The organism is Pseudomonas sp. B21-017 (assembly GCF_024749245.1).
Lineage (GTDB): Bacteria > Pseudomonadota > Gammaproteobacteria > Pseudomonadales > Pseudomonadaceae > Aquipseudomonas.
In genome coordinates, this window is record NZ_CP087194.1 from 2813916 (window position 1) to 2827653 (window position 13738).

The following is a 13738-nucleotide window of genomic DNA, read 5'->3' on the forward strand; positions in this document are numbered from 1 at the left end:
TTACCAGTTCCGGTGTTTGATGCGCGTGAGTTCGCCTTCCAGTTCGGTCAGCGCCTGATCGACCGGCAACTCGCCGGCCAGCACGCCATGCACTTGATCGAAGAACGCATTGGAAACCCGTGGATAACGCGCGGCGGTGATTGAAGCGGGGCGCATGACGCCATCGTTGAGAATGCTGCGCAGCTGACTGTAATAAGGCATGGCCGCGAGCAGCTCGGGATCCTGGTAAAGCGACTCGATCACCGGGTTATAGGCGCCAATCAACGCACGATGTTTTTGCTGTTGGGCACTGCTCAGGTAGCTCACCAGTTCGGCGGCAAGCTTCGGGTTGGCGCTGTAACGCGATACCGCCAAACCCCACCCGCCGAGGGTGGAGGCATGGGTGCCGGTGCTGCCGCCACGGGGCAGGGGAGCGACCCCGACCTTGTCTTTTACCGCACTGTCCTGGCTTTGCACCAGGGCCCAGACATAAGGCCAATTACGCATGAACAGCGCATTGCCCGACTGGAATACGCCGCGTCCTTCTTCCTCGGTGTAATTGAGCACGCCACGCGGGGAGATGTCGCCTACCCAGCTTTTGGCCAGGGTCAACGCCGTTCTTGAGGCCTGGCTGTTGACCACGATGTCGCCTCGTGGATTGACCAGCCCGCCGTCCGGTTGGCTGCTGATCCATTCCAGCGCATTACACGTCAGGCCTTCGTAGGCGCGCCCTTGAAAGATGTACCCCCATGCGTTGGCGTTGCCGGCATTGCGCTCGGCTTGTTGTACATCCTTGGCGGTAGCGGTCATTTCCTCCCAAGTCTGGGGGACTTGCTTGTTGTATTTCTCGAGCAAGTCCTTGCGGTAATACAGCAGGCCCGAGTCGGTGAACCACGGCATCGTCACCAGCCGTCCGTTCACCGTGGCGTTGTCCACCTGTGCCTGGAAGTAGCCTTGGGTTGCGTCGGCGGGCAGCACCTCGCGCAGATCCAGCAGATGTTTGGCCAGCATCCCCGGCCACACCATGTCGATCTGAATGATGTCGATGTCGCTGGACTGCGCACTGAGGATCTGTTGATAGAACGACAACCGCTCGGTTGCCGAGTTAGGCGTGGACACCACCTCGACGTGATTGCCGGTCTGTTGAGACCACGCCTCGACGGCCTCTTTGCACAGTTGTAATTCCGCGCCCACCGCACCGCAGGAAATCGTCAGATTGGCTGCGCTGGAGAGGGATGGAAGCCCGGCGCAAAGGGCAAGCAGTGCTGCTGGAAAGAGTGATTTGAGCTGTTTCATAAAGCCCTCTTTATTTTTGTTTTTAGAAAAGTTAACGTTAACATCGCCAAATGTAGCAGCGTATTTGCGATGAGGCATCCTTTTTTTCGTGGATTTTGACAATTAACAATTCACGAAAAAAAGGCCGGTCGCAGGACAAAAAATAAAAACAAAACAGGAAATCCCCCATGCAGAAAGCATCAAGCTGGCTACTCGCAGGCGTACTCGGCACCTCGGCGGCCACTGCTCAGGCCGCGACTCTGGAAGAACGCATGGCCGCGTTTGAAGCCCGCGCCAGCGCTGCGGAAAAACGTGCAGCCGCCGCCGAACAACAAACCCAGGCGCTCGCCAGGGAACTGCAGCAGCTCAAACAGTCCACTCCCGCCTTGCAGCCTGTTGCGTCCACTGCGACCGCCACTGCGGCGCCCACGTTGGATACACGGCTGGCAAAACTCGAAGCCCGTCAGCAAAGCCTGGAGAAGGAGAGCAGCACCGGACACCTCACCGACGGGTTCAGCTTCAAGGGCTACGCCCGCTCCGGATTGCTGATCAACGATGGCCTGGGGGGCGGGCGGGGCGGTCCTTATACAACGCCTGCCGGTTCAGTCGGTGGTGCAGTCGGGCGACTGGGTAATGAAGACGATACTTACATGCGTATAGACCTGTCGAAAGAAGCCTATGCGCAGAACGGCACCCATTCCAAATTCACGGTTTCCATCGCCGATGGAGTGGAAAGCTCCAATGACTGGACGGCCGCCGAAAGTAACCTGAATGTGCGCCAGGTATTTACGGAACTCGATCATCTCGCCGCATTCAAGGGCAATTCGACGTTCGAGAACGCCACCTTGTGGGCAGGCAAGCGATTCGACAGGGACAACTTCGATATCCATTGGCTGGACTCGGACGTCGTCTTTCTGGCCGGCACCGGGGGTGGTATCTACGACGTGCAGATGAACAAGAACTGGCGCTCGAATTACTCGTTGATCGGGCGTAACTACGGGGATTTCAGCGAGGGCGGTGTCAATGCCGATGTGGAAAGCTACATCCTCACCTCCAACCAGTTCTTCGATAATGGTCAGTGGCAGTGGATGTTCAATGGTATTGGTTCAAAGAAAAACGACTTTAGCACTCGCACCAATGAAGCGGGCCTGAAGCCTGCGGACTCCGGCTTGCACAGCATGGTGGCCAACCACCAGAAAAACTTTTTCGGCAGGGAAGGCTTCTTCAAGACGGCGCTGCTCTACGGGCAAGGGTTGGGGGCCGAGGTCAAGAACATTGGCTCGGACGGCGAACTGATCGAAGACGCCCGTGCGCTGCGCCTTGCGCTATACGGCGAGACACCGATTGCACCCCACTGGCGCATCGGTCCAAGTCTGCTGGCCGAACAAAGCAAGGATCGCTACGTAAAGGGTGACGACTACCGCTGGATGACCCTGAACATGCGGTTGGCCAATGAAATCAACAGCAATTTCGAGATGGCCTACGAAATGAGCTGGCAAACCATGAACCTCGACCCCAAGGGTTACCTGCAACGTAATGCGGTGGACGGCAACTTCTGGAAATTCACCATCGCCCCGACCTTCAAACCCGACGTTGGAGACCTGCTCACACGCCCAGAATTGCGCGTGTTCGCCAGCTTCATGAACTGGTCTTCGGACCTGGACCGATACAGCTCCACAGACAACTTTGGCAAGACAGACTTCAACGCTGGGGGTGTGTGGCAATACGGGATACAGATGGAGACCTGGTTTTAATAGCCGGGGCTTGCTCCCACATTTATTCGATGCCGTTCACCAATACTGTGATCGATGCAAGTCCATTGTGCTGTCCGGTGGCCAACGCTCATTGAGCGGGGCCGCCGGATGAAATTGTGGTCAGCCCCTGCCAGGCATGTCGATGCCATGTTGATGGACCCGTCGATACAGCGTTGCCCGGGAGATGCCCAAAGCCTTGGCCGCTGGTGTGGGTTTCCAGCGATGACGCACGAGGGCATCGATGAGTGCCTCGCGTTCCGGACTGGCGCAGCGTTCCAAGGCGTCAGCTGACGCCGAATCATTGAGTCGACGGCCGGGCAGATGCTCAGGCAAGTCACTCAACAGAATCAAGTCGGTCTCGCACACCGCGCAGGCGTAACGCAATACGTGCCGCAGTTCGCGCACATTACCCGGCCAGCGATAGCCGAGCAGGCATTCCAGTGCGGCGCTTCCCAGTTGCATCGCCATCGCGCAGGCCGACGATTCTTCTTCGAGTATCCGGTTGATCAATGCCAGTCGATCACTGCGTTCGCGCAACGGCGGCAATTGGAATCGCGCACCACTGAGGCGGAAGTACAGGTCCTCGCGAAACTCGCCGCTGGTCACCAGGGCTTCCAGATCGCGGTGGCTCGCGCAGACGACCTGAATGTCTATCGCCTTGCTTCTCGACGCTCCCAGGGGCGCCACTTCGCCCTCGGCTAAAACCCGCAGTAGCCGGGTTTGCAGGGTCAGGGGCATATCGCCGATTTCATCGAGAAACAGAGTGCCGCCATCGGCCTGTTCCAGCAGACCTTGCATGCCTTTATTCGAAGCACCAGTGAAGGCGCCGGCTGCATAACCAAACAGCTCGCTTTCGATCAGGTTTTCGGGAATCGCTGCACAGTTCACCGCAATAAAAGGTCGATCACGGCGCAGACTGGCCTGGTGCAGCTGGCGGGCGAAGACTTCCTTGCCGGAACCGGTTTCGCCGTGGATCAGCACCGGCAGATTACGGTCTTTGACCCGAACCGCAAGGCGCAAACTTTCTTCCAGTCGCGGGTCGAGTTCGGCGGGTGACAGTACCCGCCGAGCCGGGCTGCGTTTCACCTGCCGTGGCGCGCTGAGTCGCCCATGCAAGACATGGCGGCCACCCCGGCAGTGAAACAGGCAGAGTGATTCGTCTTTGGCGCGATGCAATAACTGCTGATCGAACACTTGGCCGATGTGGTCCGGCAGGTGACCAAAACTTTGCGACAGCCACTGCCGCGCCGCGGGGTTGAGTGCCTGCAGTTGGCCGTCGTCGTCCCAGGCGAGCAGGTAATCGGGCTGGCTGTCGACGTAGCCCGGGCTGTTGTGGGCCCGCAGCACCCAGTAACCCTGGGCACTGTTCATGAAAAACGCCTGTTCTATTTCCCGTGCGCTCTGCACTACCAGCTGCCGGATCAGATGCTGCGAACGACGGTCGTCCGGCGAACGCACCGCAGACACATCGAGCACCCCGAGCAGTTCCCCCCGAGGGTCGAAGACCGGAGCGGCGGAGCAGGTGAGTCCGATAAAAGCCGCGCGGAAGTGATCCCGCTTGTGCACCGTAACCGGTGTTCGTGCGGTCAGCACCGCAGCCACCCCGCAGGTGCCTTCCTCACCTTCTGACCAGCAGGTACCCAGGTACAGGCCTGCTTTGCGGCAATCATTACGGATGGAGGTTTCCACGCGATAGTCGATGGTCTGGCCCTGGGCGTCGGTGAGCAACACGCAGTAGTCGGCATCGCGCACACGACCATGGAGTCGGGCGACTTCTTCGCTGGCGATGCGCAGGAACAGTTCTGAGCGTTCTCGACACTCTTGCAGCACGTTCTGGGACAGGATCCGCGGCCCTTGTAATGAGCCAGGGTCCAAGTGGTGTTGCTCCATGGAGCGGCGCCAGGAATCCAGGATCAAGTCCGGCACCGGCAGTTGCGGCAGGTGCGCTGCGTTCTTCAAAACACGGCTGACGCAATCCACATGCGCCTTCGAGTGTGCGGAAAGCATTAGGGCCTCCGATTCGATCTTCTTTTAGTTGTGCGGGCTATTAAGCGCCGTTCACGGACGGTCGACAAGCATCGGTTCACCTCACTGCGAAGCTGAGACGCGACGTCTCAAGGTCTGACCACTAACCCGTGCAGGCTGACATGGGACGTCTCAATCGAGCGGGATCCTATCACTTGGAAATGTAGTCAAAACCGCTCTGGAACGGGCTTTTCGGCGATCTTTTGCGATTCTGGCACCGGCCTTGCTCTAACCCTGGCAACCAGCACGACTGGCAACCCGATAATAACAAGAGGTGCCCTATGTCCTCCTGCCGAGGCTTTTACTTTGCCGTACCCGTGGTGGCGACATGAGTCGCTTGCCCCTGACCGTCGGCATCATTGCCAATCCGGCGTCCGGCCGGGACGTAAGGCGCCTGACGGCGAATGCCGGGCTGTTTTCCAGCACCGACAAGGTCTCGGTGATCCAACGGCTGCTGGCGGCTTTTGGCGCCACCGGTGTCGAGCGCGTGCTGATGCCCACCGACATGACCGGCATCGCGGCGGCGGTGAAGAAGAACAGTCATGGCCGCCAGGCGCGTGACAGCCACTGGCCAACTCTGGAGTTCCTGGAACTGACCTTGCGCCAGAGCGTGGCGGACACTCGCCAGGCCGCGCGCTGGATGGCTGAACGCGGCGTGTCGCTGATTGCCGTGCTCGGCGGTGACGGCACCCACAAAGCGGTGGCTGCCGAAGTCGGCGACATTCCGCTGCTGACCCTGTCGACGGGGACCAACAATGCCTTCCCGGAACTGCGTGAGGCCACCAGCGCCGGGCTGGCCGGCGGGCTATTCGCCAGCGGCCGGATCCCACCCGAAATTGCCTTGCGTCGCAATAAACGCCTGCTGGTGCGGATTCCGAGCCGCGACCTGTGCGAAGTGGCGCTGGTAGACGTGGCAGTGTCCCCGCTGCCCTTCATCGGCGCCCGTGCAATCAGCCGTGGGATCGATCTGGCGGAGGTGTTCGTCACCTTCGCGGAACCTCAGTCCATTGGCATATCGGCCCTCTGCGGCTTGTGGTTTCCGGTCTCGCGCCAAGCCCCCAACGGTGCCTGGATGCGCCTTGATCCGCAATCGTCCGAAGCCTTGCTGGTGCCCCTGGCGCCCGGCCTGTTGCAAGGCTGCGGCGTACTCGCGGCCGCCAGCCTTGAACCCGGTGTTGCCCATCGCCTGTGCCTGAGCAGCGGCACCCTGGCCCTGGATGGCGAACGGAAAATCGAATTCAACGCCGATGACTTGCCCACCGTCACCCTCGATGCCGGCGGTCCGCTGAGCATCGATGTCAATGCGGCGCTGGCCTATGCCGCGCAAGAGCGGCTGCTGGCCATCGGTCGTGAACACCCGCAACACCCTTTGAACCTTGCACTTTGAAACTTGAGCCTCAAGACACCCTGGAGAATAAAAATGTCGACACAGCTGACTGCTGATCAATTGCTGCATGCCTATCGGGTGATGCGCACCATCCGCGTCTTTGAAGAGCGCCTGCACGTGGAGTTCGCCACCGGCGAGATTCCCGGTTTCGTCCATCTTTATGCCGGTGAAGAGGCCTCGGCCGCCGGTGTCATGGCTCACCTGAGGGATGACGACTGCATCGCCTCCAACCACCGTGGCCACGGTCATTGCATCGCCAAGGGCGTTGATGTGCACGGGATGATGGCCGAAATCTACGGTAAGAAAACCGGAGTCTGTCAGGGCAAGGGCGGCTCCATGCACATCGCCGATTTCGAGAAAGGCATGCTCGGTGCCAATGGCATCGTCGGTGCCGGTGCACCGCTGGTGGTAGGGGCGGCCCTGGCCGCCAGGCTCAAGGGGACCGACGGCGTCGCCGTGGCGTTCTTCGGCGACGGCGGTTCCAACGAAGGGGCCGTGTTCGAAGCGATGAATATGGCATCGGTGTGGAACCTGCCGTGCCTGTTCATTGCCGAGAACAACGGTTACGCCGAGGCCACGGCGTCCAACTGGTCGGTGGCCTGCGATCACATCGCCGACCGCGCAGCCGGTTTCGGCATGCCTGGGGTCACCGTCGACGGCTTCGACTTTTTCGCCGTTCACGAAGCCGCCGGTGCCGCGGTGGCGCGCGCCCGAGCCGGTGAAGGACCGTCGTTGATCGAGGTCAAGCTGACCCGCTACTACGGTCACTTTGAAGGCGACGCCCAGACCTATCGGGCACCGGACGAGGTCAAGTATTTCCGCGAACACAATGACTGCCTGATGCAGTTTCGCGAGCGCACCACTCGGACCGGCTTGATCGATGCCAGCCAGTTGGACCAGATCGATGGCGAAGTGGACCTGTTGATCGAAAATGCCGTGCGCAAGGCCAAGTCCGACCCCAAGCCAAGCGCCGCCGACCTGCTCACCGACGTCTACGTTTCCTATCCCTGAACGCCCCCTATAACAAGAATCGAGACCTTTATCATGGCGAGAAAAATCAGTTATCAGCAGGCAATCAACGAAGCCCTGGCTCAGGAAATGCGCCGCGACCCCAGCGTGTTCATCATGGGGGAAGACGTCGCCGGCGGTGCCGGTGCTCCCGGTGAAAACGACGCCTGGGGCGGGGTATTGGGCGTGACCAAGGGCCTCTACCACCAATTTCCCGGCCGCGTGCTGGACACGCCGCTGTCGGAGTTGGGTTATGTCGGTGCCGCGGTAGGCGCAGCGACCTGCGGCGTGCGCCCGGTGTGTGAGTTGATGTTCGTCGACTTCGCCGGTTGCTGCCTGGACCAGATCCTCAATCAGGCGGCCAAGTTTCGCTACATGTTCGGGGGCAAGGCTTCCGCCCCGTTGGTGATTCGCACCATGGTCGGCGCGGGCCTGCGGGCCGCCGCCCAACACTCGCAAATGCTCACGTCGCTGTGGACCCACATCCCCGGCCTGAAAGTTGTCTGCCCGTCATCCCCTTATGACGCCAAGGGCCTGTTGATCCAGGCCATCCGCGACAACGATCCGGTCATCTTCTGCGAACACAAACTGCTCTACAGCATGCAGGGCGAGGTGCCGGAAGAGCTCTATACCATCCCGTTCGGCGAGGCCAACTTCCTGCGCGACGGCAAGGACGTGACCCTGGTTTCCTATGGGCGCACGGTCAATACGGCGATGGATGCAGCCCGCAGCCTGGCAGGGCGGGGGATTGACTGCGAGGTCATCGACCTGCGCACCACCAGCCCGCTGGACGAAGACAGCATTCTGGAAAGCGTGGAAAAGACCGGGCGCCTGGTGGTGATCGACGAAGCCAACCCGCGCTGTTCCATGGCCACCGACATCTCGGCCCTGGTGGCGCAAAAAGCGTTCGCCTCGCTCAAGGCGCCCATCGAGATGGTCACCGCGCCGCACACACCGGTGCCGTTCTCCGACTCTCTGGAAGACCTCTATATCCCCGACGCGGCGAAGATCGAAAACGCCGTGCTCAAACTGATCGAGTGGAGCAAGCGTTCATGAGCCAGATCCATACCCTGACCATGCCCAAGTGGGGCTTGTCCATGACCGAAGGCCGGGTCGATGTCTGGCTCAAGGAGGAGGGCCAGGCGATCGCCAAGGGCGATGAAGTGCTCGACGTAGAAACCGACAAAATTTCCAGCAGTGTCGAAGCGCCGTTTTCCGGTGTGCTGCGCCGGCAGATCGCGCGCCAGGATGAAACCCTCGCGGTCGGTGCATTGCTCGGCATCGTGGTCGACGGCGAAGCCAGCGAGGCCGAGATCGATGCGGTGATCGAGCAGTTCCAGGCCGCGTTCGTGCCAGGTGACGGTGCCGAGGAAGACAGTGGGCCGAAGCCGCAGAAGGTCGAACTGGACGGGCGACTGATCCGTTACTTCGAGCGCGGCGAAGGCGGGGTGCCGTTGGTGCTGGTGCACGGGTTCGGCGGTGACCTGAATAACTGGATGTTCAATCATGACGCATTGGCCGCCGGGCGCCGGGTGATTGCTCTGGATCTGCCGGGCCATGGCGAGTCGAGCAAACGGTTGGAGCACGGAAATCTGGATGAGTTGAGCGGGGTGCTGCTGGCTCTGCTCGATCATCTGGATGTTCCCGTGGCGCATCTGGTGGGGCATTCCATGGGCGGGGCGGTGTCGCTGAACACGGCGCGCCTGGCTCCCCAGCGGGTGCGTTCCCTGAGCTTGATCGGCAGCGCCGGCCTGGGTGCGGAAATCAACGGCGATTACCTGCAAGGTTTTGTCGAGGCAGCCAGCCGCAATGCCCTCAAGCCACAATTGGTGCAACTGTTCTCCGACCCCGAACTGGTCAATCGGCAGATGCTCGAAGACATGCTCAAGTACAAGCGTCTGGAAGGGGTGGATGCGGCCCTGCGCCTGCTGGTTGCGGGGCTGTTCAAAGACGGGCGGCAACAACTCGACCTGCGCGGCGTGGTGCAAGAAAACCGGCAACCGGTGTTGCTGATCTGGGGCAGTGACGACGCGATCATTCCTGCGACCCACAGCGCTGGCCTGACCGCCCGGGTCGAAGTCCTGCCGGGTCAGGCGCACATGGTGCAGATGGAAGCGGCCGAGCAGGTCAATCGGCTGATTCTGGACTTTGTCCAACAACACTGATGCCTCCCCTGGCGGCCATTTGCCGGGCGCCAGGGCCGACGATTTCAAGGAGATTCCAACATGAGCCTTCCAATTGATCCGACCCGCAGCATGCGTGCCGCTGTCTGGCATGGTCGTCACGATATCCGCGTCGAAGATGTGCCGTTGCCCGTATCGCCACCGGCGGGCTGGGTGCAGATTCGCGTGCAATGGTGCGGTATTTGCGGCTCCGACTTGCATGAATACGTGGCCGGGCCAGTGTTCATTCCGGTGGATGCGCCGCACCCGCTGACCGGCATCAGGGGGCAGTGCATTCTCGGTCATGAGTTCTGTGGCGAGATCGTCGAAATCGGCACCGGGGTCCAGGGGTTCAGTGTGGGCGAACCGGTGGCAGCCGATGCCTGTCAGCACTGTGGCACTTGTTATTACTGTACCCATGGGCTGTACAACATTTGCGAGAACCTGGCGTTCACCGGGCTGATGAACAATGGCGCGTTCGCCGAGTTGGTCAACGTACCGGCCAACCTGCTTTACAAGTTGCCGGCCAACTTTCCCGCCGAAGCCGGGGCGTTGATCGAACCGCTTGCAGTGGGCATGCACGCGGTGAAAAAGGCCGGGAGTTTGCTGGGGAAAAATGTGGTGGTGGTTGGCGCGGGAACCATCGGCCTGTGCACCATCATGTGCGCCAAGGCGGCTGGCGCGGCCCAGGTCATTGCTCTGGAAATGTCGGGAGCGCGCAAGGCCAAGGCCCTGGAGGTGGGGGCGAGCCAGGTGCTGGACCCTAATGAGTGTGATGCGTTGGCTGAGGTGCGGCGGCTGACCGGCGGGCTGGGGGCGGATGTCAGTTTCGAATGCATCGGCAACAAACACACGGCCAAGCTCGCCATCGACCTCATCCGCAAGGCCGGCACGTGTGTATTGGTGGGCATCTTCGAGGAGCCCAGCGAGTTCAATTTCTTCGAGCTGGTCGCCACCGAAAAACAGGTGCTGGGTGCACTCGCCTATAACGGGGAGTTCGCAGATGTGATCGCCTTTATCGCCGACGGTCGGCTGGACATCACGCCGCTGATAACCGGGCGTATTCAGCTGGAACAGATTGTCGGGCAGGGCTTTGAGCAATTGGTTAACAACAAGGAGCACAACGTGAAAATCATCGTGTCACCCGCTCGAATCCGAGACGCCTCAGAAAGCGATTGACGCGAACCGAGCCTGAACATTCCTGCCGAATTCGGGGCAGGTAATGTTCAGGCAACGTGTGGCCCACCTTTTCAGAGCTGCACCCGCCGCAGCCTGCCGCTCAACGGGACGACGGTGTTGTCTGGCATGGGCAGTGGCCGGCCGGTCAAACCCATGCCTTCGCTCACCAGTACCGCATCCTCCAGCAGACACAAGTTGGAAGGGGTATCCAGGTCGCGGGCGAGCACGGCGACCTGGGCGGTTTGCAGATTGCAGCTCAGCAGTCGCCCGGTAAAACGGGTAAAGCCGCCATGCAGCGGTTCGCCGTTCCAGTCGGGTGGCAAGGGTTGCTGCAGGCGATCGCAGAGTTCCAGCACCAACACGTTGCCCTTCGGACACAGCGCCAGTCCGGTGGGCAGTTGCAGGCCGCGAATCAGGAGCTCGATTTGCCCACTGTCAGGCCAGACCCGAATCACCTGGCCGGCCTTCTCGGCGAAGTCGACGCCCTTGCGCGTCGGGTCGCCCTGCAACTCTCCGGAAAACAGACTGATCAGCACTGCGTCGGTCGCCGGTTCGTACACCAGGGTCACCGGGACGGCTTCCTGGCCCTGGTCCAGTTCGGGCAACCGGACCAGCACGCGTTCGTCCTGTCCGCTGGTGAATTCCACCAACTGATTGGTATCGGGCTTGACCGCCAGCCAACTGCGGCGGGTCGGGTGGTAACACAGCGCATTCAGATTGCCACGGCTGTGAAACACCGGTTCGGGCGGTGTGAATTGCAGGTCCAGCAGTTTGGAACCCTCGACGTAATCGGTCTGGCTGACCAGACAGCGCCCGTCACCGCAGGCGATGTCCGACAGCCCCATGATTTCATCGCGCAGCATGCGGGCCTGCATGTTCATGGCGCGAAAACCTTGCGCCAGTATCTCGCCGGGCAGATAGGCGCCGGGCTTGTGCGGATCCGGTCGCAGTCGACTGATACGACCGCTGAAGGGCTGTTCCGGCAGGCCCGAGCCGGCTTCGGTCAGCAGCAGGCTGCCATCGGCCTGCACGCAAATGCCCCGAGGGTTCAGCAGGCCTTCGGCGATGATGGTGCTCGGGCACAGGGTTTCGCTGGGCCGCGCAGGGATATTAATGGGAATGGGCATAGGGCTCTCTCCATGAATAACGGATGGATGCGGTTACTGCGGCGGTTGCCACGGTTCACCGGTGAGATAAGCCCGGAGCAGCGCCCGCTGGCAGGGCGACATCGAGCGCACCACAGGCATGAACAGCGTGGTGCCTTTGTACGCATCCGAAGTTCGGGCGAGGATGGGGTTCTTGGCGCCCATGACCGCGTCGGGCTGATTGAGCGGGATGTAGCGCGACATGGCGGGGAAGGCCAGGTAGTGAAAGCGCAGGACGTTCGGGTACATCAGCTCCCAGGTGATGTGGGTGCCCGCGGGGATGCCGAAGTCGGTCTGTGCGTATTTGCGGAAGCTGGTGAAGTAGCCACTGCTTGGAAGGCCATTGGCCGTGCAGGTCAAGGCGACAAAGCCCGCCTGGGCGGCAGAACCCGCTTTGACGGTGACCGGGAAACTGATCGCGAGCTGGCCAGGGTTAACGGTCAGCGATGCAGGAAAATCGAGGAAATCCCAGTATTGCGGTTCATCGTAAACAGCAGGAGCAGCAGCCTGCAGGTCGATTTCGGTGGCTTTGGGGACCGGACCGCCCAAGTACCTGACCTGCAAGGTGATCGACAGGCCATTGGGGTAGTCCTCCAGATACACGTTGCGCTGATCGGCATACACCCGATAGGTCGATTCGGTGGCTTGCAACGTGGTACCGGCGACCTTGCCGGGCGCGTTGATCGCCAGGGCGGCGGTCTGCACTGCCTGTAGCTGGTTGGCGGTCAGGGGCAGGTCGACGATGCCGCCATACACGTAGTAGTCGAATAGAAAGCGGTTGGTCGGGTCCAGGGTGGCCAGTTCAGTGGTGCCTGCGGTGATGGTGACGGGGCCGTAGTTCGCGTTCGGTCCGATAGGGCTGGTGATATCGTCCCTGACGGCCCTGAAGGTTTGCTTCGGAATGACGTTCACCATGTCGATGCTCAGGTAACCGTTGCCGCCCAGGTCGGCATAGCCGGCATTCCCCGTACTCTGGTTGACCAGTTGCCGGCCCGGCTGGCAGTTCAGCGGCTCGTCGGCGAAGGCCGGGGCCAGTGTACCGATGACCCTGCCGATGCTCGGGTTGGGGGTGTATCGGCCGGCGGCATAATCGGCGTCCAGTTGTTCCGTGGTCATCGTGGGGCACATTTCGAACATGACGAAACGCAGGACAATGCCGGTCGCACCCGGTGCCTGGATGATCGAGCGCAGGCCACTGCTGTTCTGGTTCCAGCTGACGATGCTGCTCAAAGGGAAGGTCAGTTGAAACGTACCGCTGGCGTGGAAAGATCCCGGCGCATCCATTTTCGCGGGCAACAGCACACGTCCCGCCACGTCGAAACTGCTGCACACGGTATTACTGCGAATCAGCAACTGGATGTCGCTGTTACCACCAATCTGCAGGCCGCCGACGAATATCTGGGTGGTCGTTGAGGAGGTGGGGTCCAGGTCCACCATCATCGGGCCGGAGACGGGGCCTTGTCCGGTCACCGGATCCACCGAGCCGAGCAGATAAACCGGCTGGCCCACCATGTCGCCGGTGGTGCTGATGCTGCCCGGATTGCCCTGGGAACTGATCAAGGCGTTCTGCATGTCGACGACATGCTGCCCATAGTGATTCCAGCCGCCAGCGGTGTAGTAGTCGCCGTCGGGCGCGTTGATCATGTTGTTCAGCTGATCGTCGGTATAAGACTGAGCAGTCGGTGCCAGGGTCGAGGTGGTCAGGTCGAAGAGCGGCCATTCCTCATTGCCGTCGTAAGGAATGGTGGGGGAGTTGTTTGGCAGGCTGACGTCCGTGCGGATGCCGCCCCAGAAATTCAGGCGTGGTCCATTGAGAATGCTCAT

The 13738-nt window shown here is 61.0% G+C and carries 10 protein-coding genes; 6 read left to right on the forward strand and 4 right to left on the reverse strand.

Translation table 11 applies throughout. The features are described from left to right. On the reverse strand, positions 1–1275 hold the full coding sequence (locus LOY28_RS12730; protein ID WP_258613970.1) for an ABC transporter substrate-binding protein: 1275 nt from the start codon (positions 1273–1275) through the stop codon (positions 1–3). Positions 1276–1442: 167 nt separating this feature from the next. Between LOY28_RS12730 and LOY28_RS12735 the strand changes: the two genes are divergently transcribed. Continuing rightward, positions 1443–3008 (forward strand): carbohydrate porin, encoded by a 1566-nt coding sequence (locus LOY28_RS12735; protein ID WP_258613972.1) that lies wholly within the window; start codon positions 1443–1445, stop codon positions 3006–3008. A gap of 120 nt (positions 3009–3128) precedes the next feature. On the opposite strand, the gene LOY28_RS12740 is transcribed toward LOY28_RS12735, so the two are convergent. After that, positions 3129–5015, reverse strand: coding sequence for a sigma-54-dependent Fis family transcriptional regulator (locus tag LOY28_RS12740; protein ID WP_258613973.1), 1887 nt, complete (start codon positions 5013–5015; stop codon positions 3129–3131). A 346-nt stretch (positions 5016–5361) separates the two neighbouring features. Here LOY28_RS12740 and LOY28_RS12745 point away from each other — a divergent pair, with 346 nt between their 5' ends. From LOY28_RS12745 to LOY28_RS12765, 5 genes are all read left to right on the forward strand, one after another. Beyond that, positions 5362–6420 carry an ATP-NAD kinase family protein gene (locus LOY28_RS12745; RefSeq protein WP_258613974.1) on the forward strand — a complete coding sequence of 353 codons (1059 nt, stop codon included), beginning with the start codon at positions 5362–5364 and terminating at the stop codon, positions 6418–6420. A 33-nt stretch (positions 6421–6453) separates the two neighbouring features. Next, complete coding sequence (locus tag LOY28_RS12750; RefSeq protein ID WP_018928914.1) at positions 6454–7431, forward strand: thiamine pyrophosphate-dependent dehydrogenase E1 component subunit alpha; 978 nt, start codon at positions 6454–6456, stop codon at positions 7429–7431. Between the two features lie 33 nt (positions 7432–7464). Further along, entirely contained in the window at positions 7465–8484 is a 1020-nt protein-coding gene (locus LOY28_RS12755; protein ID WP_258613978.1) for an alpha-ketoacid dehydrogenase subunit beta, read from the forward strand. After that, positions 8481–9593: an acetoin dehydrogenase dihydrolipoyllysine-residue acetyltransferase subunit gene (locus tag LOY28_RS12760; RefSeq protein ID WP_258613981.1), complete on the forward strand. Its 1113-nt coding sequence runs from the start codon at positions 8481–8483 to the stop codon at positions 9591–9593. Before LOY28_RS12755 ends, LOY28_RS12760 begins: the two co-directional genes overlap by 4 nt. Positions 9594–9683: 90 nt before the next feature. Beyond that, complete coding sequence (locus LOY28_RS12765; RefSeq protein ID WP_258614443.1) at positions 9684–10769, forward strand: 2,3-butanediol dehydrogenase; 1086 nt, start codon at positions 9684–9686, stop codon at positions 10767–10769. A gap of 71 nt (positions 10770–10840) precedes the next feature. Here LOY28_RS12765 and LOY28_RS12770 read toward each other — a convergent pair whose 3' ends face one another. Continuing rightward, positions 10841–11896 (reverse strand): hypothetical protein, encoded by a 1056-nt coding sequence (locus LOY28_RS12770; RefSeq protein WP_258613982.1) that lies wholly within the window; start codon positions 11894–11896, stop codon positions 10841–10843. Positions 11897–11929: 33 nt separating this feature from the next. Next, positions 11930–13738, reverse strand: coding sequence for a hypothetical protein (locus LOY28_RS12775; RefSeq protein WP_018928920.1), 1809 nt, complete (start codon positions 13736–13738; stop codon positions 11930–11932).